The sequence below is a fragment of the Clostridium estertheticum genome, from assembly GCF_011065935.2.
Taxonomy (GTDB): Bacteria; Bacillota; Clostridia; order Clostridiales; family Clostridiaceae; genus Clostridium_AD; species Clostridium_AD estertheticum_A.
This window is the reverse complement of record NZ_JAAMNH020000001.1, coordinates 4,568,715-4,593,803: the sequence shown is the minus strand read 5'-3', so window position 1 is coordinate 4,593,803 and position 25,089 is coordinate 4,568,715. Positions and strand designations below refer to the sequence as shown.

The window sequence follows — 25,089 nt, the reverse complement described above, 5'->3', positions numbered from 1 at the left end:
TGGTTTCGCTACATTTAGTATTTTTTGTTTATTTTGAAAACTAGTTCATTTTTACTTTATAGTAACACAAATGGCATAGTAAGCAGTGTAAGATAATATAATAGTTCAGAACCTATAAATATTAATAGCAAGGAGTTGAGCACTTGACCCAGGAAAATAAAAGAGTTTATGATAGTGAGATTAACCTAATAAAAATGTTGATGTTCATCATAGTCTTACTACTAGGCATATATTTTGCAAAGAGTACCACAGTTATTAAATTTGATTCTAGGGTTATTAATGATTTTTCTACGATTTTTCTTAGTATAATTTTTGAAGGTATACCCTTTATACTAATTGGAGCATTGGCTTCTTCTATAATTCAGATATTCGTATCAGAGGAAGCAATTGCTAAAATAATTCCTAAAAATAAATTTGTAGGAGTTTTAATTGCATCCTTAGTTGGACTTGTTTTTCCAGTATGCGAATGTGCTATTGTGCCTATAACTAGGCGACTTATAAAAAAAGGTGTTCCACTAAGCATTGCGGTTACGTTTATGCTATCAGTGCCAATAATGAATCCTGTGGTCTTATTGTCAACACATTATGCGTTCATGGGAATGTCATATATGGTAATAGCAAGGGCTATGTTCGGAATGATTGGAGCTATAACAATAGGTGTTCTTATAGGGATACTTAATAAAGACAGCCCTTTTAAAAGGCAATTAGTTAAAAAACCTAGAGTTAAACCACATAAAGAGGGGTGCGATTGTGGAGAACATAATGCACACAGCTTTAAAAACACTAATGCTATTAAACATAATCATATACCCATATATAAAAATAACGGTAGCTGCTCTTGTGGACATAGTCATAATACTAGTAATAATAGCAATAAGCTTATAAGAAATATAGAGGAAATAATATCACATACTAGCGCAGAGTTATATGATATAGGTAGATTTTTTATCATGGGAGTGTTCCTCTCAACGTGTATGCAAGTTTTCATACCTAAGGAACTTATTTTATCCATAGGAGGGGGCGTTTTATCTTCCATAATAGTTATGATGGTGCTGGCTTTTGTATTATCAGTTTGTTCAGAAACAGATGCATTTATAGCTAGAAGCTTTTTAGGTCAGTTTACCAACGGTTCAATTATAGGGTTTTTAATCTTGGGGCCAATGTTAGATATAAAAAACACAATTATGCTTTGTGGAAGTTTTAAATTAAGTTTTGTAGCTAAGCTGATTTTTCTTATAGTTACTATTTGCTTTATTTTAGCTGTAATAGCAAACATACTTCCGCTTGCGGCGCTAAGTAATACTTTCTCTTTAGGAGTTTGAAAAAGATTAATAACTCTTATAACTCATAAAGAGCAATAAGGAGGATATGTTTGAAAAAGAAGTTAAATTTGAATGAATTTATATGGTTTATTATACTAATAGGCTTCACTTGCTATTTTTATATGATTATTAGCACAAATAAAATAACTTTATTTATTCACCCCAAAATGGTTAAATACGTAAAGTTCGCATTATATTTTTTTATTGTTTTGGTTATTTTCCAAGGAAAGAATATTTACGCATTTAAAAAAGCTAAAAGCTTAAAGCTTGGGTATATCATGTTTTTAATCCCACTTACCTTAGGAATTCTATTAAAACCGGTGGGGGTGAGTGTGGATAGCGCCATAAATAAGGGGTTTTCATTAACTTCACAAATGAAAATTAGTACCCTAAAGCATAAACATACTGTTTTAGAGGATGGAACTGAGGTATGTGATATTAATGAAAAAGATACTCATTCTACTGAAAATGCTAATGAGCAATTAAAGATGTCTTTAGAAAGTATATCACTGTTAAAAGGAAAAACTATAAATATGACGAGTGGAAATTTCATAAATGCTTATGAAGATATATATGGAAATCCACACAATCATGTTGGTAGAACCATTAATATGAAGGGCTTCATATATAACCAAAAGGGACTTAATAAAGCTGAATTTATATTATCTAGAATTGTTGTAAGTTGTTGCGCGGCGGATGCTCAATTAGTTGGTATTTTGTGCGATTATTCCGGAGAAAAAGTATTTCCAGAAGGCACCTGGATAAATATAGAGGGAACACTGGGGGAGCGAGAATATAAGGATGCTAAAAGTGGAGAAATTAGTGTAATTCCAATAATTAAAGTGAGCAAAGCAAAAAAAATAGATGTAAATAATAATGAGTATATATATAATTAAAAAAATATAACAATGGTACCTTAAATTCTTATTTATTGACAGAATTAATGTATTGCTATAAACTTAGATTTGTAGAAACACATAAAATACTGGAATGTTTAATAAATTTGATTTTATATTTGTATATTAGAAAAAAAATTAAATAGATATTTTTTAGGTGCCTATTATTAATTATCCCGCTTAAGTGGCTTAAGCTACGCTAGTAGATTATTAATAAGGTGAAAAGGGAATGTGGTGTAATTCCACAGCAGCCCCCGCTACTGTAATTGAACACGAAATTTTTATAACCACCTGAATAGGTAAGGATATAAGAAAAAAGTGAATCAAGAGCCAGGAGACCTGCCTAAAATATTAATATTAAGCTTTCGGCGGGAAAGAACTTGTAGGATTTAAGTTAGTGCAATGAAATTTTGTACATAACAGCAGGTGCGTAAGCTTGCTGTTTTTTATTTTGCACAAAAAAAGCATAAAAGGAGGAGCAGTAATGGCTAAAATAATGGTACAAGGAACAGCTTCATCTGTAGGGAAAAGCATATTAGTAACAGCACTTTGTAGAATTTTTAAACAGGATGGGTTTTCAGTGTGTCCTTTTAAGTCGCAGAATATGTCATTGAATTCTTATATTACATTAGATGGAAAAGAAATGGGACGTGCACAGGTGCTTCAAGCCTACGCAGCTGGTCTTGAGCCAGAGGTATTTATGAATCCAATTTTATTAAAACCTTCCTCAGATAAAAAGTGTCAAATTGTAGTTAATGGAAAGGTTTTTGGAAACAGTACAGCCATGGAATATCATAATATGAAACTGGAATTTAGAGATATGTTAAAGGAGCAGTTTGAAGAATTAGAAAAGAAATTTGAAATTATAGTATTGGAAGGAGCAGGTAGCCCTGCGGAAATTAATTTAAGAGATAGAGATATAGTAAATATGGGAATGGCAGAGCTTATAGATGCCCCTGTAATCCTGGCAGGAGATATAGATAAAGGAGGAGTATTTGCATCCCTTGCTGGGACTATGCTTTTACTTAACGAGGAAGAGAAAAAAAGAGTTAAGGCCACCATTATAAACAAATTCAGAGGTGATATAGAAATTTTAAAGCCAGGGCTTACAATGCTTGAGGATATTATACATATTCCTTGCGCAGGAGTAGTCCCATACTTTAGATTGGATTTAGAAGATGAAGACGGCACAGTAGAATTTAACAAAAAAATCACTGCACCTATTGACATTGCGGTAATATGGCTGCCACATATATCGAATTTTACAGACGTAGATGCCTTAAAGACTGAAGAAGATGTATCAGTTAGATTTGTTACAACTAAAGAAGAATTAGGAAATCCAGACTTACTTATAATACCGGGAACCAAAAATACAATTGAGGATTTAATCACCTTAAAAGCTTCAGGGCTTATTGACGCCATTGTGAAATATAGTACAGGCGGCAACATATTAGGCATTTGTGGAGGTTATCAAATGCTAGGAAATAGCTTAAATGATCCCCAAGGTGTAGAAACAAATTTAGAAAAAATAGAGGGAATGAAGCTTTTAGACATAGATACAGTATTCCAAGACGAGAAAATAACTACAAGAGTAAAGGCTCATAGCATTAATATGAGTACTGATGTCTATGGTTATGAAATACATATGGGAATTTGTAAATATGGGCATGAGGCAAAACCACTTTTTGAAATATATGAAAAAAATGGTGAAGCTACTTCATCTTGCGATGGAGCAACTAATGCAAATGGAAATATCATGGGTACGTATATTCATGGGATTTTAGATGGAGTCGAATTTAGAGAATATATAGTGAACACACTAAGATCAAAAAAAGCTATGGAACCTAAAAAATCTAAACCCTATGAAAGTCTAAGAGAAAAAGAAATAGACAAGCTAGCAGATATAGTGAGAGATAGTATAGACATGGATTTAATCTATAAAATCATGGGAATAAAGAGAAAAGGTGAGGGACGGTTAATAACTAATTAAACTGAAAAACTTGGGGACGGTTAACAACAAATTAAACTAATTAAAGAAAACCTAGAAAGTTAGGGGCGTTAAAAGCTTTTTAAAGATAGTGAGGAATTAAAATGGAAACTCTATTGGCGATGAATGTATTAGATTTAATATTAGCAGTTGTCCTAGACTTATTAATTGGAGACCCATATTGGTTTCCTCATCCGGTGATTTATATAGGAAAACTTATTTCTACATTAGATAAATTAGGAAGAAAGTTATGTAAAACCAATAAGCAAATTAAAGCTTTTGGAGGGATTATTGTAGTTGTAGTAGCATTTTCTAGTTTTCTAGTCCCTTTTATAATATTGAGAATTTCTAGTGAAGTTTTTTGGTTATACCACATTTTCAATATAATCTTGATTTGGACAACCATAGCTACCAAAGGCCTTCATAAAGAAGGCAAAAAGGTGTATGACTCCTTAGCTAAAAATGATATTTATGATGCAAGGATTAAATTATCTTACATTGTAGGCCGAGATACAAAAGCTCTTAGTGAATATGAAATAATAAGAGCGGATGTGGAGACAATTGCAGAAAATACAGCAGATGGTGTTATTGCCCCTATTCTGTATGCAATAATAGGGGGAGCGCCTTTAGCTATGATGTATAAGGGCATAAATACTATGGATTCAATGCTTGGATATATCAATGAAAAATATAAATATATTGGATTCTTTCCAGCAAAAACAGATGATGTATTTAACTTTATGCCTGCGAGAATAACAGGATTTTTAATTTGTTTAGTAGCTCCACTGGTTGGAGGAAATATTACAGAGAGTATAAAAGTAATGATAAGAGATAGAAAAAATCATAAAAGCCCTAATTGTGCTTATTCAGAAGGTGCAGCTGCAGGTGCTATGAGAGTTCAATTAGGTGGTACAAACGTATATTTCGGAGAAAAAATGTATAAACCAACCATAGGAAATAAAATAAAAGAGCTAGGGAAAGAACATATAATAGATACAATAAAACTAATGTATGGTGCAATGTTTTATTTGTTAATACTGTACGTAATAGTGATGTATTTTTGGAGATGATTAAATGATACAACTAATAGGACTAAAGCACGATGTGAAAATAGGAATCAGAGAAAAACTTTCAATTATACCAAAGCATCAAGAAAAGTGCTTAAAGGCTCTTTTAAATATTTGTGAAGAGGCAGTTATTTTAAGCACTTGTAACAGGACAGAGATATATTTTAAATCTAAGGATGAAAATATTATAAGTAAAATTTTTGAAGCGTTAAATTGGGATAAGACTTTAATAAAGTGCGTATTCAATTATAAGGAAGAAAAAGCTATACAACACTTAATGGAGGTGGTTTGTGGATTTGATTCATTATTACTTGGAGAGGATCAAATTTTAGGACAAGTTAGAGATGCTTATGAAGCTGTGAAAGCTTCGAAAACAACTCAAAAGGAACTTCAAAGACTTTTTGAAAAAGCTATTGCTTGTGGCAAGAAATTTAGAACTAAATCAAAAATAGGTGATATACCAGTTTCCTCATCTTCTATGGTAGTTAAACAAGCCATGGGAAGGGGACACAAAAATTTCATGATTTTAGGCTATGGAGCTGTAGGGGAATTAACCTCAAAATATATACTAGAAGGTGAAATAGATTTACTATATATTGCAGTTAGAGATATTCAAAAGGTTAATATAGAAGACCCAAGAGTGAAAATAATACCTTTTAAGGATATACATAAGTATTATAAAGAGGTGGATTGTGTTATATCTTGTACTTCGGCTCCTCACAATGTGGTTCACTTAAAGGAGTTGCCTAACAAGTACTTATTATTATTCGATTTAGCCGTACCAAGGGATATTGAAGAAATAGTAAGTGAAAATCCACTATATGAAGTATATGACATAGATAAGCTCGGAGATATCCATGATGATAACTACAAAAGAAGAGAATGCTCAATGAAGAATAACAGATATATTGTGGATGAAGCTATAAAAGAATATATAGAATGGAAAACAATAAAAGAGATATCATCCTTAATAATAAGGATAAAGCACAATGGTGAAGATGTCTGCAAAGAAAGGTTAGATACTTTTAAGCACAAGAAAGAGACTAAAGATAATGAAAAATTAGCAGAGATGCTTTTGAAGAGTACTTCAAATGCCTACATAAACAGAGCTATAGAGGTCTTAAAGGAGGAACATTTGAAGGGGAGGTCTAAAGAATGTGTGGAGATAATAAGCAGGATTTTTTAGCTTTAAATCATACAATGATTACCCTACTGGCGAATAAGATTAATATTTTAGTTGGTTTTTAATAACACTAAGTGGATTATTTAATAATAACTTGTGGATAACATCGTAATTCAATTAACTTGGTGTGTATAACTATAGTAGACACACTTGTAGTTCATTTTTCTACTGCAATATAAAAACATCAAGATTTAAAATTAAGAAAAGAGGTAACTAATATGAAAAATTTAAACATATTTAATGAATCAAAACAATACATGCCTGGTGGAGTTAATAGTCCAGTTAGAGCTTTTAAAGATTTAGCTGTAACACCTCCAATCATTAAAAAAGGTATGGGTGCATACATTTATGATGAAGATGGAAATAAATACATAGATTTCGTATGTGCCTGGGGTCCCATGATACTTGGACATTGCGATGAGGATGTAGTAAAAGCTATACAAAATACCTGTGCAGATGCTATAGCCTTTGGTGCACCTACAGAATTAGAACTAAAACTCGCCAAGCATATTTGCACCACTGTAGATAGTGTAGATATGGTAAGAATGGTTAACTCAGGTACAGAGGCCACAATGAGTGCAGTTAAACTTGCAAGAGGGTACACCGGAAAAGATAAAATAATAAAATTTGCAGGTTGTTACCATGGACATGCTGAAGGATTTCTAGTTCAAGCGGGCTCAGGAGTAATGATGACCACGGGTATACCAGGATCTGCAGGTGTTCCAAAAGAAAGCATTATCAACACATTAATAGCTAATTACAATGATATAGACAGCGTAAAAAAAATATTTGAGAAATATAGTGATGATATTGCCTGCATAATAATTGAGCCAGTGGCAGGAAATATGGGAGTTATCCCAGCTGAAAAAGAATTTTTATTAGAGCTTAGGAATTTATGTGATAAATACAAGAGCCTACTTATTTTTGATGAAGTAATGAGTGGATTTAGGGTAGCGTATAAAGGAGCACAAAGCATTTATGGAATAACTCCTGATTTAATAACTTATGCAAAAATCATGGGGGGTGGACTTCCTTGTGGTGCTTATGGTGGAAAAAGAGAGATAATGGAGCAATTATCACCTATGGGACCAGTTTATCAAGCTGGTACTATGTCAGGAAATCCCGTGGTAATGGCAGCTGGATACGCAACATTAACTAAGCTTTATGATAACCCAAGTCTTTATGAACATATGGAGAAGCTTTCTAAAAAGCTTAAAAATGGACTACTAGAAATTGCAAAAGAAAAAGGTATACCTATGGTAGTTAATAGATGTGGTTCAATGCTTACACCTTTCTTTACAGAAATGAAAGAAGTTAAAACTTTTGACGATGCTAAAACCTGTGATACACTGCTATTTGCAAGGTACTTTGAACATATGTTGAAAAATGGAATAAATATTGCACCTTCTCAATTTGAGGCAACATTCTTATGCGTTAAGCATACGCAGGAGGATATTGAGAGATTCTTAGAAGCATTTAAAAGCTTCAAATATAATTAATTGTTAACCGTCCCCCACTTGATATCAATTAATTGTTAACTGTCCCTGATTTAATTCAATTAATTGTTAACTGTCCCCACTTAAAAAATAAAAACCTTCTTATTTCAAGTTAAAAATTATCTTGAAATAAGAAGGTTTTGTTATGCATAGTCTAGCCTATACTATTTTGAAGTCAAATATCCTTCAGCCATTAAAAGTTCAGCTGTAAGCACTGCACCACCGGCTGCACCACGTAAGGTATTGTGAGATAAGCAAACAAATTTATAGTCAAATAAACTGTCTTCTCGTAGTCTTCCAATTGCTATGCCCATACCTTTTTCAATATTTCTATCTAGCCCAGTTTGTGGTCTATCATTTTCCTCAAAGTAGGTTAAAAATTGTTCTGGGGCATTTGGAAGTTTTAAAAGTTGAGGTTTGCCCTTGAAATTCGCCCAATGTTCTAAAATGGTTTCTTTGGATGGTTTATCCTCAAAAGAAACAAACACTGCAGCTAAGTGGCCATCTGAAACAGGAACACGAATGCATTGAGTTGAAATTATAGGTTCAGTAGCATTGACCACGCTATCATTCTCTATATGACCCCAAATTTTTAGAGGCTCCTGCTCACTCTTTTCTTCTTCTCCACCTATATAGGGTATTACATTATCACTAATTTCTGGCCAGTCTGAAAATATTTTTCCAGAGCCCGATATTGCTTGATAGGTAGAAACCAATATTTTTTTAGGCTTATATTGCATAAGTGCACTTATAGCAGGCACATAACTTTGAATTGAGCAGTTGGGCTTAGCAACAATAAAGCCTTTTTTAGTGCCTAAACGCTTACGTTGAACTTTAATTAATTCAAAATGGTCAGCATTTATTTCTGGAATAACCATTGGAACATCAGATGTATGGCGATGTGCAGAGTTATTTGAAATTACAGGAGTTTCAGCTTTTGCATATTTTTCTTCAATTTCTCTAATTTCATTTGCAGGCATATTAACTGCGCAGAAAACAAAATCTACTTCACTGCTTATTAAATCTACTTCATTTATATTTTTTATTACTATTTTTTTTACACTTTCTGGCATTGGCATGTCTAATTTCCATCTATTATTTACAGCCTCAAAATAAGTTTTACCCACAGAGTTCTCACTAGCAGCAATAACAGCTATTTCAAAATAAGGGTGATCTGCTAGCAGTGTAACAAGACGTTGACCAACAAATCCAGTTCCACCTAATAAACCAACTTTTAATTTTTTATCCATTGTATTGATACCTCCATTTTCTAATGATATAGATTTGTGATAAAATATAAATGCTATATTTATATATATTCAAATTCGCCTTATAAAGTTAATAGTAATAATAATAAACATAAAATTATATATAGGTTACTATTATTAATGATTATAATGTTAAAAAGTATATACTTCAAGTAAAAAATTATATAAAATGGTTATGTGCATAAATTTATGTCTTGACAATGAAGCTATAAGATATATAATTTTTTTAGAAGATGTCTAAGAGAAATGGGGAATAAAGTTGGCCAAAAATGATAAAAACGATAAAAGTGATAAAAATAAGATAAAGCTGTATGGGTTTAACAACTTAACAAAATCATTAAGTTTTAATATTTATGATATTTGCTATACAAGGACAGAAGAAGATCGTAAGAAATATATAGAATATATTGATGAACAATATAATGCTGAGAGGTTAACAAAAATTCTTACTGATGTTACTGAAATAATAGGCGCTAGTGTACTGAACATTGCGAAGCAGGACTATGACCCTCAAGGAGCAAGCGTAACATTACTTATTTCAGAGGAAGAAATCCCACTATATTTGGTAGATCCCTCTTGCAATAGAGGAATTCTAACGCCAATTCGTGAGAATATTGTGGCGCATTTAGATAAAAGTCATGTAACAGTGCATACTTATCCTGAAAGCCATCCTCAAAATAATATAAGTACCTTTAGAGTTGACATAGATGTGGCCACCTGTGGAACTATATCTCCATTAAAAGCTCTAAATTACTTAATAAGTAGCTTTGATTCAGATATTATTACTATTGATTATAGGGTTCGTGGCTTTACAAGAGACATGGATGGTAAAAAGCATTTTATAGATCATGAAATTAATTCTATACAAAATTATATAGCAAGTGAAACCATAAATAGATACAACTTAATTGATATGAATATATATCAATCCAATATATTTCATACAAAAATGATATTAAATGATTTTGAGCTTGATAATTATTTATTTGAGATTAGAGAAGAAGATCTAAACCAGGATGAAAAGCTTGATATTATAGAGAAATTAAAAAAGGAAATGGTGGAAATATTTTATGGAATGGACATTTCTAATGGTTGATTTCTTTAAAATCCACTAAAATAGCACAAAGGCAAATTAAAGTAAATAGAATCAAAAATTATGAATATTATTGAATATAGATACCACTACATCATGAAATTAACGATGTAGTGGTTCTTACTTTAATAGCATACATCCCATACAATAATATTAAGAAAATAAATTTAGGGGTGAGTGTATGCAAGTAGGAGTTATAATGGGTGGAATATCAGCAGAAAAGGAAGTATCGGTAAACACGGGAAAGCAGATTATTGAAAACTTAAATAAAGATAAATATGAGATTGTCCCTATTCTAATAAATAATAAATATGACTTTATAGATAGTGTTAAATCAATACAGTTTGTATTTATTGCACTTCATGGAAAATTTGGTGAGGATGGAAGAATTCAAGCCATACTAGAAAGTTTAGGAGTACCTTATTCAGGTTGTGGCGTTTTAGCTAGTGCCTTATGCATGGATAAAAATTTAAGTAAAAAATTGTTTGCATCTGAAGGAATAAAAACTCCAAAGTGGATAATAGTAAAAGATGAAAATAAAATAGATTATAGTATAATAGATAATATAGGATACCCGATAATTGTAAAACCTAATAGTGGAGGCTCAAGCATTGGAACTATAATAGCATATTCTAGAGAGGAAGTTAAAGACGGGGTTTGTGAAGCTTTAAAGTATGATAATGAAATTGTAATTGAAGAATATATAAAAGGTGAAGAAATAACCTGCCCAATATTAAACGGGGAGGTGCTTCCCGTAATCTCTATAAATCCTAAGTCAGAATTCTTTAATTATAGCTCAAAATATGATAATGGTGGTGCAGAAGAAAAAATTATTGAACTGCCTATAGCCATAAGAGAGAAAGTTGAACAAATATCTTTGAAATGCTGGAATACATTTAAGCTAAAGGTGTATGCTAGAATTGATATGATAATAAAGGATGAAGAAGTATACGTGCTGGAGATAAATACTCTCCCAGGGATGACTGAAAATAGCCTTTTTCCTAAAAGTGCTAATGCCTATGGACTAAATTTTAGTCAGCTTTTAGATAAAATAATTCAGTATTCTCTGATTGAATAATATTATTTAATAATAATAGTCTTATTATTCTCCTATACTTTTAAGTAACTAAGTTTTATTTTTGTAGATGGAAGGTGCACCAATGTTTTTTGATATAAAGTTTAACAAACATGAGACTATTTACATTCAGATTTACAATTATATGAAAGAAATGATTGAAGATGGCATGCTTCCCCCTGGAAGCAAGCTACCTTCAACAAGAGAAATGGCGTCGCTTATGAAGCGAAGTCGAACTACTATAATGAGAGCCTATGAACTTCTTTGCGATTATAATTTGACCTACACTGTAGACGGCATGGGCACCTTTGTCTCTAAGATAGCTATAAATAAAAATAATGAATGGAATATGAAATGGGAAAATAATATTAGTAGTTATGCCAGTTATGCTGAAAAATTAGATATTATGAATCATGAAAAATTATATAAAAAGGGTATGATTTCTTTTAAAACTATAGCACCGGATGAAAGTTTATTTGATGTTGAAGAATTTAAAAGAGCTTTCCTAAACACAATTTCAATTGAAGGTGGGAAAATACTTAATTACGGTTATGCAATGGGATATAAACCATTAATTAATTTTCTGCTGGAGTATATGAGGCAAAAGGGGGTTAACACAACTAATAAAAGCATATTAATAACTAATGGGTTTACAGAAGGCTTTGATATAGTTTTATCTTCAATTACTGAAAGTGGAGACAAAATAATATGTGAGAACCCTACCCACAATACAGCCATAAAGTTAATGAAGCTTCATGAGTTAGATATAATTGGCATTGAGGTTGATAAGGAAGGCATAAGCACAAATAAATTAAAAGAAGCACTTAAGAGTTGTGACATAAAGGCTGCTTATCTAGTTCCATCTTATCATAATCCTACTGGAATGGTGATGCCTTATAAAAAAAGAGAAGATATCTATAAATTATTAAAAGGGAAGGGCATACCAATAATTGAAGATGGATTTAACGAGGAACTTCAACATTTAGGCACACATATTGCTCCTATAGTATCCATTAGTGGTGAGGAAAACTCAGTGATTTATATAGGAAGTTTATCAAAAATCCTGTTTCCAGGAATAAGAATAGGGTGGATCTTTGCTGATGAAAAACTCATAGATATACTCGAATGTGTAAAGAGAAGTAGAAACATTCACACCTCATCACTAGATCAAGCAATTTTATATGAATATATGAAGAGTGGGAGCTTTGAAAGATATGTAAAAAAAGCAAGAAACATATATAAAGAAAAGTATGAGTTAATCACAAGATTGTCTAAAGTGCATATACCACATAAATATATATTAGGTGATGGTGGACTTTATATATTTGTAAAATTAGATGGAATTAATGCAAGAGAGTTATTAGAAAGATGTTACACGCGAGAGGTTATATTTGCTCCAGGAGATATATTTTATATTGATGATAGTGGAGATGATACTATAAGATTGGGGTTTTCCAGGTTATCCGCGGAAGATATAGAAAAAGGTATAAGGATAATTGGAGAAGAAGCAGAGAAATGTACTAGAATAAAAGAAAAAACAGGAAAAAGCTAATAAGAATTATTCTTATTAGCTTTTTTTAGCTCCAATAATTCCTGCACAAGGAGGGATTAACACCCCTATTCTCAAGTAATTTATTGATATAAGAAATAAATTAATTATTCTACGGCTAAAGCTCTTCTGCATTTTTGGAAATAAGAACAGTAAGTTCTATTAATAATGTCGGTAGTGAAATAAATTTCGGATAAGCCAAATATCTAGGCTCCCAGTCAGGATGAAATTTCTCTTTATAGTTACGGAGTCCTGAAAATTTATACCAATAGTTACCAAATCTATAAACGAACTTTGCTAATTTTTCTTGGTCATGTGCAAATGGTGCAAGGCCTACGTTGGAAAGAGGAGCCATACCAATATTAAAATACTTGAAATTTTGATCTTTTGACCAGTTAATTAGGTTTATAAAAAGAGCTTCCATAGTGCCATTTGGACAAGCGTTATGGTCAAATCTCATTAAATCAATAGACATAGAAACATCATCATAAGCGGGCATTATAGTGGCAAAAGCTACAATGATGCCATAATCATTTTTAAAGACCCCTACAGGGGAGGATTGTATATAATCTTCATTAAAAAAACCTAGTGAAAAACCCTTCTCTTTTCTTTTTCCTAGCCAAATATCAGATATATGTTTCATTTCAGAAATCATGTCACTAGAAAATGGTGGATTTAACATTTCAAATTTAAAATTTTCTTTTTCTAGACGATTTTTTGCAGAACGTAAAGATTGGTTATGCCCACCTCCCGCAAGACTAAATGACTCCAGGTTAATTACAGCTTCTTCACCTAGCTTAAAGAAATAATATCCATTTTCATGATAGTGCTTAAAATACTTTTCACTAACCTGATAAAACACAGGGGTATGACCAAATTTGTCTGCAAAGATTTGAAAATCCTCAATGGCATTTTTAAATAGTGAAGGATCACCTATGGGATCACCAAGCACCACTAATTTATTACCAATATCCCCATAAGCAAGAAGTACTTTGTCATTTTGAGCCCAATAAAGATTTTTATCTTTTAAAAATATAAGATGTGTAAGATAGTTGCCCTTATATTTTTTAAGGAATTGTTTTAGTTTTTCAATGTCCTCTTGTTTTGGTTTATTATTAAATTTTGTATTAAAACTTGTACTTAGCAGGAAGAACAAAAATATCCAGCAGAGGATAAAGGCAAAGATTGCATTTTTAGTAAAGGTACGTGGACGTACTGTTAGTATATAAAAAGCTTTGTCAGATTTGATAAAATCAGCATGAATACTGTTGCCAAGAAGCACATAGAGAAAAATACTAACTGAGGTTATAAGCAAATACAGTGCTACAGTTGTTTTTTTAATAGGTGCACTTTCTCTATAATAACGGGATTTTGATAACCATAATAATAGGGCAATAATTAATAAGAATATAGCTTCCTCAAAGTCTAAACCTTTCATAAAGGTGGCAAGTGCGCCTATTATTAATAAAACTAAGGTCCAATTAAAAGCTCTTTTTAATCTTTCTTTGATTTTCCAGGAAAGCACTAAGAGCATGAGGCCTATGGCAATGGAAATTCTGTGCGAAAAATGCATCAAAGGGAAGGCACTAATATCTGTTAGTAGCTTAACTCTACCAGTAATGCTTGGTGAGGCTGCTGAAAATAATAAAACAATACCACTGACAAATACCATTAAAGACAGCGCCCATACTCCTAAATCACTTAGAAAGACATTTTCACTGGGAAAATCAAGAAATTTATTTAATAGGGAAGGCACTGCCACATCAGCTTGTTTATTTTTAGTAATCATTCCAATGACAGCCATTATAGCTCCCAAAATCCAAGGTATTATATAATAGAAAACACGATAAATAAATAATATTGCAAGAGCAACACTTGGCGTTGCACCAACTAATTGGAAACCCAGTATAGTAACTAAGTCAAAGGAGCCCAGGCCTCCAGGTACCATACTTAATATTCCTACAGAAGCTGCTACTGTAAGTATCGGAAACACTTGTAGAGGGCTAATATTGCTTATAAAGTTTGAACTTATATACCAAAGGAAAAAGCCAGCTCCACCCCATTCTAAAATTGAAGCAAAAATTAATTTTATTCTTAGTGGTGCTGAAGATTCAACAGATATGCCAACAGGCAATACCTTGTCTCTTATCCATTTAATTTTAAATAATAATAGGTATATGAATAAGTATACGGCAAAAGCAATTACAGCTATGGAAAACCATTTATGCTCCGATAAAATTGGTTTTATAGGTAATATATTAAATATACCAAGTAAGGCAAGTATTGATAGACCAGTTGTAGTTGCTGGAACAAGTAAAACATTTATAAATAAACATTCTTTGCTGGACACATTCTCTTCTTTATAAAGCATGGTACGAATGCCTGCACCAGTTAATCCACCAAAGCCTAGAAAATTGTTAAAGGTATTGGAGATCCAAGAAATCCTCCAAGTTTTTAAAATTGATATTTTGTACTTTAAATTTTTGATTATAAAATAATCATAAAGGGTCATACAGCTTACAGCCAGAGAGCCTGCAATGAAAAATAGTAAAAGCTTTATAGGCTGGAAACTTCTTAATAGGGAAAGGGAATCTGCTAAATTAAGGTTTGATAATTCACTTTTACCTTCGAAATAAATTAAAAGGACTATAAGTATAGAAAATGCTATTTTAAGAATAGTTTTGTACTTTAATATAAGGAATGTGCGCATACGTAGTATTATAAATTTAAATCTAGATGATATATTTAGAGTTTTCATAGTTTATTCTCCTTACACTAATAAAAGTTTGCTAAAAAGCCTATAAATTAAAATCTATAAGCTCTAATTTTTGAAATTTAATCTCTATTAGTATGTTCAGTTTTTATTTAATTCAAAACAATCAGAATAAATAAAAACTTCGAATTTTTTAACCGTTATTTAACGTTTATATGTTATAATTTTAAATATATTATTATTATTATTAGAAATATTCTAACAAATGATACGAAAAAAAAATAAATTTTCATTACTAAAAATTTAACGTATGTAGAACGCTTATTTTTTTAGATATAGGTTTCAAATTTTATTTGTTGTGAACGAATATATATTTAAGCATACACTACGGTTTAGAAAGGAGAGAACTAGCATGTTAAAAAAAGAAATGATAGCTATGATACTCGCAGGAGGTCAAGGTTCCAGGCTAAAACAATTAACTAAGATAATAGCAAAGCCAGCAGTTCCCTTTGGAGGAAAGTATAGAATTATTGATTTTTCACTGAGTAATTGTTCTAATTCTAATATAGACACCGTAGGAGTTCTTACTCAATACCAACCATTGGCACTAAACTCTCACATAGGCATAGGTGCACCTTGGGATTTAGACAGAAGAAATGGTGGTGTAAGCATGCTTGCCCCTTACCAAAGTGAAGACGGAGGCAATTGGTACAATGGTACCGCGGATGCTATATTTCAAAATACAAATTACATTGATAGCTATGATCCAGAGTATGTGCTTATTTTATCAGGAGACCATATTTATAAAATGGATTATTCCAAAATGTTAGATTATCACAAAGAAAAAGCTGCAGATGTTACTATTGCTGTACTAGAAGTTTCTAGGGAGGAAGCTAGTAGATTTGGAATGATGAACACACGGGAAGATGACACTATCTATGAATTTGAAGAAAAACCAGAAAATCCAAAAAGTAATTTAGCATCTATGGGAGTTTATATTTTTAATTGGGCTGTTCTAAAACAACTTTTAAAAGAGGACAACCTTGATAAAAATTCTGATAATGACTTTGGAAAAAATATAATACCCAAAATGATAAAAAACAATCAAAAGCTATATGCTTATCCTTTCAAAGGATATTGGAGAGATGTTGGTACTATTGAAAGCTTTTGGGAAGCTAATATGGATTTGCTTTCTGAAGATAATGATTTGAATATACACGATACTAAATGGAAAATATATACCATTAACCCTATGCTGCCACCACAGTATATTGGACCTGAGGCGAGTATTAGTAATGCTATGGTAAATGAGGGCTGCACTGTTTTTGGGGAGGTAAACAATTGTGTGCTTTTCCAAGGAGTACATGTAGGTAAAAATTCAAAGATAACTAATTCAGTTATTCTGCCAAATACAAAAATAGGAAATAATGTGGTTATTGATAAAGCTATTATCGGAAGCGATGTCTGCATAAGACGTAATTCACATATTGGCAATGGAGAAGATATTATTGTTATAGAACAAGGAAAAGACATTAAGGTTGATTCGAAAATTTCAACTAAATTATAGGGGGTGCTAGTATGCTTAAAAACTATATAGGAATATTAATGTTAAATGAGAATGAAGATAATATTAAAAGTCTTACAAAATCAAGGCCTATAGCATCTATACCTATAGGCGGAAGATACAGAATTATTGATTTTGTACTTTCAAATATGGTTAATTCGGGTATTCATAATATAGGTATATTCGCTAACACAAAAACTAGATCACTGGTGGATCATTTAGGTTCAGGTAAATCTTGGGATTTAGATAGGAAAATAAACGGGTTATTTTTGTTTAATTTCTCAACAGACGGATCACAATTAAGAGATATAGATGCATTAAGTGATAATATGGAATATATTCATAGAACAAAGCAAGACTATGTAATAATATCTTCTTCATATATGTTATGTAATATGGATTACAATGAGGCTGCTAAGTATCACGAAGAATCAGGTAGTGATATAACCTTATTATACAAAAAAACAGTGAATGGGAAAAAGCATTACATAAATAGCAGTACACTGTATATTAATGAGGAAAATAAAGTTTTGAGCATTGGGAAAAACATTGGAGCAGAGGACAAACTCAATATATCCATGGAAATGTTTATAATGAAAAAAAGTACCCTTATAACTATTATAAACAACGCCGTTCAAACAGGTTCTCATAATTCAATAAAAGCAACTATTTATAATAGCGTTTCGGAAATGAATGTAAATGCATTTGAGTTTAAAGGATACCTTCAATGTGTTAATTCTATAAAAAATTATTACAAAACTAGTATGGATATGCTAAATGGAAAAGTAACCAAGGAATTATTTTTTAACAATGGATTAATATATACAAAGAGTAAAGATGGAGCGCCCACTAAATACTTTAATGGGTCAAAAGTTAAGAATGCACTGATATCCAATGGATGTATTTTAAAAGGAAGTATAGAGAATAGTATAATTTCAAGAAGGGTCACAGTTCAGGCCGGTGCAGAACTTAAAAACTGTATAATATTTGAAAATTGTATAATCAAACAAGGATGTAAATTAACTAATGTTATAATTGACAAAAACACTATTGTAAATGAGAACACAGTATTAAAAGGGGATGAAGAGTTCCCAGTTGTTATAGAGAAAAAATCCAGATTGGAATAATAAAGATAAGGCACTTTTAAATAAATAGCCAGGCTAGAAAGGACTTCAGCGCTGACTATTTATTTAATTTAATGTGTCTAAAGGAGCTACCAAACTGCTTACAAAATACTAACAATATTTAACAAAAATATACAAATTGTAAGAAGTGAATGTTGCTTTCAAGCCTAAGTGAGTGTAGTTTTTTGAAAAGGAAATAGCACGATGAACTACGTTAGATGATCGGTTAAAGACGTACCTTTAGATGTACTTCAGTCTGAAGCACTACGATAGTTAGAAAGAAACTAACCTAAGGCATTGTTATGGTTAGACACATCAAAACTCAATACACCACCATTTGACATTGGCAAGAAGAAAAATACCCACTAGGAGGATGACTAGAGATGGTCGAATATTCTTTTGTAGTGGACTTATCTGGCAACAGATTAAGTCCCTGCAACAAAAATAAAGCATATTATCTTATTCGTAAAAATAAAGCTAAAATGCTTAATAAATTTCCAATGGTAATACAGTTACAAAAAACAGTTAAGGATGACAAGAATGATGATGTTAAAAATTATCTTGGAATTGATGATGGAAGTAAAAATGTTGGGCTCGGAATAATTCAAAAATGTAAAACAAAAGTTAGAACAATTTTTAAAGGAACTATAGAATTAAGGCAGGATGTTTCTAAAAAAATGACTGTACGGAAGGGCTATAGAATGTATCATAGATACCATAAAAGGTATCGTAAAATGAGATTTAATAACAGAAGCGCATCTAAACGCAAGAATAGACTTGTTCCAACTATACTACAAAAAAAACAGTCTATATTAAGGGTTGTAAATAAACTGTTAAAATGGACTAAGATAGATGCTATATATCTTGAAGATGTTCTTATAGACATAAGGTCTATGGTTGAAGGTAAAGCTCTATACAAATGGCAGTATCAAAAGTCAAATAGACTTGACAATAACATCAGATTAGCTGTATTTATGAGAGATGGCTTTAAATGCGTAGACTGTAATTCTAACACCAAACTTCAAATGCACCACGCTAAACCCAAAAATAGTGGTGGAGCAGATAGTATTTATAATGGTGTAACTCTATGCGAAAAATGCCACATGAAAACTTTTGGCAAAGAGTTGCTGATGATGGATGGATATTTAACTAAGATTAAAGGTAAGAATCTATGTCTTACACATCCAATGCATGTTATGCAAGGTAAAAAATATCTGCAAGTGGAACTTGAAAAAATAGCACCGATATCTTTGACTACAGGAGCTGATACTGCAAATCATAGAATAGACTGGAATATAGAAAAAAGTCATTCTAATGATGCTTTAGTGGTTTGTGACACTGAAATTAAAGCTACTGATATCAACATTAAAGACTGGTATATAAGAGCTTTACGTAAGAAATCAAAGGGTGATACAGATACGATTATTGATGGATTTAAATTAAGAGATTATGTTAAATATACAAAGCGAAATGGCATAAGTTATATTGGATATATCACAGCATTGTATCCAGTTAAGAAACAGTTTAACATGACAACTAAAGATGATATTGTACTTAAAAGATACGGATTAAAAAGTCTTAGCCTTATTTCAAGACCAAATAGTATACGGTTTTCATAAATTAAAAAAATAGAAAGTGAGGTGAATACTGGTTTTTAAACTTAAATGTTCAGATATGTTTAGGTTTAAGAAACCAGGTTTAGTATGAAAGTATTATTTGTGGCATCGGAAGCTTATCCTTTTATAAAAACTGGAGGTCTTGGTGACGTAGCATTTGCACTACCTAAAGCATTAAGAAAGATGGGTATTGATGTAAGGGTTATTATACCTAAGTATAGTGGCATTCCCTTGTCCTTTAAAAATTGTATGGAAAATGTAGCTAGCTTTACGGTGCCAGTTGGATGGAGAAATCAATATTGCGGTTTACAATATTTAACTTATGATGAGGTGCCTTATTACTTTGTAGATAATGAATACTATTTTGAAAGACCTGAGATATACGGATGTTATGATGATGGAGAGAGATATTCTTACTTTTCAAAAGCAGTACTAGAAGCTATAAAATACATGGGGGATTTTGTGCCGGATATAATTCATTGCAATGATTGGCACTCCGGAATTTTACCAGCACTGCTTAAAGATAACTATAGTAATGACGAAATGTACAGTGAAATAAAAAGTGTATTTACTATTCACAATTTAAAATATCAAGGAGTATTTCCAAAAGAAATACTTGGTGAGTTATTAAATTTAAATGAGGGATATTTTAGCGATGATGCATTGAAATTTTATGATGCAATATCCTTTATGAAGGGTGGAATTGTTTTCGCAGATGTTGTAACTACTGTAAGTGAAACTTATGCACAGGAAATACAGACTCCATTCTATGGTGAAGGACTAGACGGATTGTTAAGCTTAAAATCAGAAAAACTCTACGGCATAGTAAATGGTATAGATTACGAACTCTACAGTCCTATAGTGGATAAAAAAATAGTATACAATTTTGACGAAAACTCTTTAAAGCAAAAGGTGAAAAACAAATTAAAGCTTCAATATGAACTGTGCTTTACTGTAAATGAAAGTATACCAATGATAGGAATTGTCACTAGACTAGTGAAACAAAAGGGCTTAGATTTAATAGTAGAGAAACTCCAAGAATTGCTTAGCCTTCCTATTCAAATAGTTTTGCTTGGTAATGGTGATGGTTACTATGAAGATATATTCCAATATTATGCTTCTATATACCCAAGTAGGATATCAACAAACATTATTTTTGATGCCGTGCTAGCACAAAAAATATATGCTGCTTCAGATATGTTTTTAATGCCATCCTTATTTGAACCTTGTGGGATTGGTCAGCTTATAGCTCTTAAATATGGAAGTATTCCAATTGTACGTGAAACTGGAGGGTTGAAAGACACCATTGCACCATATAATAAATATACTGGTAATGGAAATGGTTTTTCTTTTACCAATTACAGTAGTGATGAATTAATGGATGCTATAAATAGGGCTATAAATTTATACAAAGACAAAGATTCCTGGAATAAATTAGTTAACAATGCTATGACTTCAAACAATAGCTGGGAAAATTCAGCTAAAAACTATATAGATTTATATAGTAATTTAATAGAGTAAGTTTTTATTTGTTGTATATCTTAAAATTTCTAGGCGGTGAATATTGTGGTGATAGATAAAGAAGAGTTTAAAATAGATTATATAGAAAAGTTACAGACTATGTTTGCAGAAGATGCAGTGGATGCGTCAAGGCTACATCAATATGTTGCATTAGGTGCATTAATAAAAGATTATTGTTCTAAAGCTTGGATAGAAACTAATAAAGAGTATGGAGCGACTAAAACAAAACAGGTGTATTATTTCTCTATGGAGTTCTTAGTTGGCAGGTTACTTAATAGTAATTTAGTTAATTTAGGTATAAGGGATATTTGCGAGGAGGCATTTGGTGAACTAGGAATTGATTGGATAGAGATAGAAGACACAGAACTCGATGCTGGACTTGGGAATGGTGGTCTTGGACGGCTCGCAGCGTGCTTCTTAGATTCTATGGCATCTACGCAGGTGCCCGGTCATGGCTGCGGTATAAGGTATAAATATGGACTATTCAAGCAGAAGATAGAAGATGGTTATCAAGTAGAAGTTCCTGATAATTGGCTAAAAAATGGTAACGTATGGGAAATAAGAAAAGAAAATAAGGCTGTAGAAGTAAAATTTTCTGGAGATGTATATTTAAAGGAAGAAAATGGAGAAATGAAAGTTATCCATGAAAATTATCAATCTGTAAGAGCGGTACCATATGATACTCCAATAAAAGGATACAAAAATAATACTGTAAATACCCTAAGGCTTTGGAGTGCTGAGACTATGGAAGAAGATTTTGATTTTTCATCCTTTAGTCAAGGAAATTACGCAAAAGCAGGTGAGGATAAATATTCAGTGGAGGCTATTTCACAAGTTTTATATCCAGATGATAGCTATGAACAAGGACGGCTCCTAAGACTCAAGCAAGAATATTTTTTTGTAAGCGCTGGAATGCAAAGTATTATGAAAAGCTATAAAAAGATGAAGATCTCACTTAGTGAATTTCATAAGCATGTGGCAGTACAGATAAATGATACCCACCCAGCTGTAGCTGTGGCTGAACTAATGAGACTTCTAATGGATGAGCAGGGACTTACTTGGGATGAAGCCTTTACTATTACAACTGGTACAATGGCATACACTAACCATACAATTATGGCAGAGGCATTAGAAAAATGGCCTGTAGATATGTTTAAAAAATTACTTCCACGTATTTATATGATTATAGAAGAAATAAATAGGCGTTTTTGTAATGAAATTTATCATAGATACAATGGAGATTGGAATAAAGTTAATAGTATGTCCATTATTCATGATGGATATATTAGAATGGCCTATCTGGCTATTGTAGGAAGTCATTCTGTTAATGGAGTTGCAAAATTACACACTGAATTATTAAAGCATCAGGAACTTTCCGACTTTTATGAATTCTTTCCGGAAAAATTTAATAATAAAACTAACGGCATAACTCATAGAAGGTGGTTATTAAATTCTAATGAGGAACTGGCAAACCTTATAACGGGCACCATAGGTGACAAGTGGATAAAGTCTCCAAATAAACTTGTTAAATTAATGGATTATGCAGGAGATACTGCTTTTCAAGAGAAAATACAAGATATAAAAACAAATAATAAGATAAGTTTCTCAAACTATATAATGGCGAACTATGATACCGAAATAGATCCAAATTCTATATTTGATGTTCACGTAAAAAGAATGCATGCCTATAAAAGGCAACTTTTAAATATATTCAATATAATGCATTTATATAACCAACTTCGCGAAAATCCAAGTTTAGATATAGTTCCGAGAACTTTTATATTTGGTGCCAAGGCTTCGCCAAGTTATTATTTTGCAAAACAAAATATTAAGCTTATTAATACGCTAGCTAAAAAAATAAACAATGATCCTATAGCTAGAGATAAAATAAAAATAGTATTCCTTGAAAATTATGGAGTATCACTAGCGGAGAAAATTATTCCTTGTGCTGATGTTAGTGAACAAATATCTACTGCGTCGAAAGAAGCTTCTGGAACTGGTAATATGAAATTTATGATGAATGGAGCTATAACAATAGCCACTTTAGATGGGGCTAACGTAGAAATTTTTGATGCAGTTGGAAAAGAAAATATTGTTTTATTCGGACTAACTTCAGAAGAGGTAATAGAATATTATAAGAATAAAAACTATAGAGCTTCTGATATTTATAATAGTGATATGAGATTAAATACAATTGTAAATCAGCTAATAAATGGATTTTTACAGACTAATAAAATGGAATTTATGAGTATCTATGATAGCTTGATTCCTCACAATGATGAGTTTTTTGTGCTTAAAGATTTTGATTCTTATGTAAGTGCTCAAAGTGAAATTGATAAATTATTTAGACAAAAGTCTATTTGGCAAAAAATGGCTATTATAAATATTGCGAAGTCTGGTATATTTTCCAGCGATAACACTATAAAACAATATGCCAAAGAAATTTGGGATACACCAACGGTTAGGATTAAATTATAATTATATAGACTTTAATAAATAGCAAGTCGGTATGTTAGCCTATAGGATAGCATGCCGACTTGTTAAAGGTTATATAAAAGTGGCATAATAAATAAATATTGAGTATAAATTATTTAGTGCAAATTATTTCTATATTTTTTAAAACAAGTCGAATTAATAAAAAAAATGTTGAATTAATAAATAAAATGTTGTAATATTATTATAAGGAATAGATAACGAACAATTAACAAGAAAATAAAACTTAATATTCGTAAACTCATATATGCTTAGAAATATGGACTAAGCGTTTCTACCAAGTAACCGTAAAATACTTGACTATGGGTGTTTTAATAAAACAATGCAATAATTCTAAGAGATATTATTGTTATTGCCTTTATTTCAAAGTTAAAGAAGTTGTTCTTTAAGATTAAAGAAATTACTTTTTTTATTTGTATATTTTAGGTTTATTATTTTTATTATAAACTCCCTAGTTAAAATTAACTGGTGAGTTTTTTTGTTGTTTAAAGTATGTTAAAAATATAATTAATAAAGGAGAAAAATTATGGAATCATTAAAGAATAAAATATTAGCAGAAGGAACAATAATAGGCAGTGAAATATTAAAGGTTGATAGCTTTTTGAATCATCAAATTGATATAAATCTTTTTAATGAAATCGGACAAGAGTTTAAAGAAAGATTTGCGAGTCATGAAATTACAAAGATACTAACAGTTGAAGCCTCTGGTATAGGAATAGCATGTATTGTAGCCCAACATTTCGGTAATGTTCCTGTAGTTTTTGCAAAAAAACATGAAGCTGCTAATTTAGATTCTGACACATATGAAGCGGATGTATTCTCCTTTACAAAAAATAAGAATTATAAGATAAGAGCTAGTAAAAAATACATAAATCCGGAAGATAAAATTTTAATAATTGATGACTTTTTAGCAAATGGAAATGCGGCAATGGGACTTGTACAAATTGTACGTCAAGCGGGAGCCGAGATTGTTGGAGTGGGAATTGTAATTGAAAAAGCATTTCAAGATGGACGCAGCCGCATAGAAAAAGAAGGTATTAGGGTAGAGTCACTAGCCATAGTAAAATCTATAAAAGATAACACGGTGGTTTTTAAATAGGAAGCGGGGACGGTTAAGGTGCG

The 25,089-nt window shown here is 31.5% G+C and carries 17 protein-coding genes and 2 riboswitches; of the genes, 15 read left to right on the top strand and 2 right to left on the bottom strand.

Annotation, left to right across the window (positions count from 1 at the left end):
* The first annotated feature begins 143 nt into the window (after nucleotides 1-143).
* The 6 genes from G9F72_RS21800 to hemL all read left to right on the top strand — a co-directional run bounded on the left by G9F72_RS21800 (nucleotide 144) and on the right by hemL (nucleotide 7,954).
* On the top strand, nucleotides 144-1,322 hold the full coding sequence (locus G9F72_RS21800; RefSeq protein ID WP_224676213.1) for a permease: 1,179 nt from the start codon (nucleotides 144-146) through the stop codon (nucleotides 1,320-1,322).
* Between the two features lie 50 nt (nucleotides 1,323-1,372).
* Nucleotides 1,373-2,218: a TIGR03943 family putative permease subunit gene (locus G9F72_RS21795; RefSeq protein WP_164958218.1), complete on the top strand. Its 846-nt coding sequence runs from the start codon at nucleotides 1,373-1,375 to the stop codon at nucleotides 2,216-2,218.
* A gap of 138 nt (nucleotides 2,219-2,356) precedes the next feature.
* Nucleotides 2,357-2,580: riboswitch (cobalamin riboswitch) on the top strand.
* Nucleotides 2,581-2,702: 122 nt separating this feature from the next.
* Complete coding sequence (locus G9F72_RS21790; protein ID WP_164958219.1) at nucleotides 2,703-4,208, top strand: cobyric acid synthase; 1,506 nt, start codon at nucleotides 2,703-2,705, stop codon at nucleotides 4,206-4,208.
* Nucleotides 4,209-4,309: 101 nt separating this feature from the next.
* Complete coding sequence (gene cbiB / locus G9F72_RS21785) at nucleotides 4,310-5,275, top strand: adenosylcobinamide-phosphate synthase CbiB (RefSeq protein ID WP_164958220.1); 966 nt, start codon at nucleotides 4,310-4,312, stop codon at nucleotides 5,273-5,275.
* Between the two features lie 4 nt (nucleotides 5,276-5,279).
* Nucleotides 5,280-6,458, top strand: coding sequence for a glutamyl-tRNA reductase (gene hemA, locus G9F72_RS21780; protein WP_164958221.1), 1,179 nt, complete (start codon nucleotides 5,280-5,282; stop codon nucleotides 6,456-6,458).
* A gap of 215 nt (nucleotides 6,459-6,673) precedes the next feature.
* The gene (gene hemL / locus G9F72_RS21775) at nucleotides 6,674-7,954 is read left to right on the top strand and encodes a glutamate-1-semialdehyde 2,1-aminomutase (RefSeq protein ID WP_164958222.1); all 1,281 of its coding nucleotides are present in this window, start codon (nucleotides 6,674-6,676) and stop codon (nucleotides 7,952-7,954) included.
* A gap of 161 nt (nucleotides 7,955-8,115) precedes the next feature.
* On the opposite strand, the gene asd is transcribed toward hemL, so the two are convergent.
* Nucleotides 8,116-9,201 carry an aspartate-semialdehyde dehydrogenase gene (gene asd, locus G9F72_RS21770; RefSeq protein ID WP_164958223.1) on the bottom strand — a complete coding sequence of 362 codons (1,086 nt, stop codon included), beginning with the start codon at nucleotides 9,199-9,201 and terminating at the stop codon, nucleotides 8,116-8,118.
* 277 nt (nucleotides 9,202-9,478) lie between these two features.
* Between asd and speD the strand changes: the two genes are divergently transcribed.
* From speD to G9F72_RS21755, 3 genes are all read left to right on the top strand, one after another.
* Nucleotides 9,479-10,315 (top strand): adenosylmethionine decarboxylase, encoded by an 837-nt coding sequence (gene speD / locus G9F72_RS21765; RefSeq protein WP_164958224.1) that lies wholly within the window; start codon nucleotides 9,479-9,481, stop codon nucleotides 10,313-10,315.
* 178 nt (nucleotides 10,316-10,493) lie between these two features.
* On the top strand, nucleotides 10,494-11,390 hold the full coding sequence (locus G9F72_RS21760; protein ID WP_164958225.1) for a D-alanine--D-alanine ligase: 897 nt from the start codon (nucleotides 10,494-10,496) through the stop codon (nucleotides 11,388-11,390).
* An 82-nt stretch (nucleotides 11,391-11,472) separates the two neighbouring features.
* Entirely contained in the window at nucleotides 11,473-12,939 is a 1,467-nt protein-coding gene (locus G9F72_RS21755; RefSeq protein WP_164958226.1) for a PLP-dependent aminotransferase family protein, read from the top strand.
* Between the two features lie 115 nt (nucleotides 12,940-13,054).
* Here G9F72_RS21755 and mprF read toward each other — a convergent pair whose 3' ends face one another.
* Nucleotides 13,055-15,694 (bottom strand): bifunctional lysylphosphatidylglycerol flippase/synthetase MprF, encoded by a 2,640-nt coding sequence (gene mprF, locus G9F72_RS21750; protein ID WP_164958227.1) that lies wholly within the window; start codon nucleotides 15,692-15,694, stop codon nucleotides 13,055-13,057.
* 367 nt (nucleotides 15,695-16,061) lie between these two features.
* Between mprF and G9F72_RS21745 the strand changes: the two genes are divergently transcribed.
* The 6 genes from G9F72_RS21745 to G9F72_RS21720 all read left to right on the top strand — a co-directional run bounded on the left by G9F72_RS21745 (nucleotide 16,062) and on the right by G9F72_RS21720 (nucleotide 25,066).
* Entirely contained in the window at nucleotides 16,062-17,216 is a 1,155-nt protein-coding gene (locus tag G9F72_RS21745; protein WP_164958228.1) for a glucose-1-phosphate adenylyltransferase, read from the top strand.
* Between the two features lie 11 nt (nucleotides 17,217-17,227).
* A complete protein-coding gene (glgD, locus tag G9F72_RS21740) occupies nucleotides 17,228-18,340 on the top strand; it encodes a glucose-1-phosphate adenylyltransferase subunit GlgD (RefSeq protein WP_164958229.1) in 1,113 nt (370 codons plus the stop codon).
* A gap of 380 nt (nucleotides 18,341-18,720) precedes the next feature.
* Nucleotides 18,721-19,956 (top strand): RNA-guided endonuclease IscB, encoded by a 1,236-nt coding sequence (iscB, locus tag G9F72_RS21735; RefSeq protein ID WP_164958230.1) that lies wholly within the window; start codon nucleotides 18,721-18,723, stop codon nucleotides 19,954-19,956.
* Between the two features lie 84 nt (nucleotides 19,957-20,040).
* Entirely contained in the window at nucleotides 20,041-21,474 is a 1,434-nt protein-coding gene (gene glgA / locus G9F72_RS21730) for a glycogen synthase GlgA (RefSeq protein WP_164958231.1), read from the top strand.
* A gap of 45 nt (nucleotides 21,475-21,519) precedes the next feature.
* Nucleotides 21,520-23,952 carry a glycogen/starch/alpha-glucan phosphorylase gene (locus G9F72_RS21725; RefSeq protein WP_164958232.1) on the top strand — a complete coding sequence of 811 codons (2,433 nt, stop codon included), beginning with the start codon at nucleotides 21,520-21,522 and terminating at the stop codon, nucleotides 23,950-23,952.
* A 236-nt stretch (nucleotides 23,953-24,188) separates the two neighbouring features.
* Nucleotides 24,189-24,290, top strand: a riboswitch (purine riboswitch).
* Nucleotides 24,291-24,493: 203 nt separating this feature from the next.
* Complete coding sequence (locus G9F72_RS21720) at nucleotides 24,494-25,066, top strand: xanthine phosphoribosyltransferase (RefSeq protein ID WP_164958233.1); 573 nt, start codon at nucleotides 24,494-24,496, stop codon at nucleotides 25,064-25,066.
* The last annotated feature ends 23 nt before the right edge of the window (nucleotides 25,067-25,089 follow it).

Coding starts and splice junctions, on each gene's coding strand:
- asd (WP_164958223.1), bottom strand. CDS start 9,201: ATGGATAAAAAATTAAAAGTTGGTTTATTAGGTGGAACTGGATTTGTT.
- G9F72_RS21720 (WP_164958233.1), top strand. CDS start 24,494: ATGGAATCATTAAAGAATAAAATATTAGCAGAAGGAACAATAATAGGC.
- hemL (WP_164958222.1), top strand. CDS start 6,674: ATGAAAAATTTAAACATATTTAATGAATCAAAACAATACATGCCTGGT.
- mprF (WP_164958227.1), bottom strand. CDS start 15,694: ATGAAAACTCTAAATATATCATCTAGATTTAAATTTATAATACTACGT.
- G9F72_RS21760 (WP_164958225.1), top strand. CDS start 10,494: ATGCAAGTAGGAGTTATAATGGGTGGAATATCAGCAGAAAAGGAAGTA.
- glgA (WP_164958231.1), top strand. CDS start 20,041: ATGAAAGTATTATTTGTGGCATCGGAAGCTTATCCTTTTATAAAAACT.
- glgD (WP_164958229.1), top strand. CDS start 17,228: ATGCTTAAAAACTATATAGGAATATTAATGTTAAATGAGAATGAAGAT.
- G9F72_RS21790 (WP_164958219.1), top strand. CDS start 2,703: ATGGCTAAAATAATGGTACAAGGAACAGCTTCATCTGTAGGGAAAAGC.
- G9F72_RS21755 (WP_164958226.1), top strand. CDS start 11,473: ATGTTTTTTGATATAAAGTTTAACAAACATGAGACTATTTACATTCAG.
- cbiB (WP_164958220.1), top strand. CDS start 4,310: ATGGAAACTCTATTGGCGATGAATGTATTAGATTTAATATTAGCAGTT.
- hemA (WP_164958221.1), top strand. CDS start 5,280: ATGATACAACTAATAGGACTAAAGCACGATGTGAAAATAGGAATCAGA.
- G9F72_RS21745 (WP_164958228.1), top strand. CDS start 16,062: ATGTTAAAAAAAGAAATGATAGCTATGATACTCGCAGGAGGTCAAGGT.
- iscB (WP_164958230.1), top strand. CDS start 18,721: ATGGTCGAATATTCTTTTGTAGTGGACTTATCTGGCAACAGATTAAGT.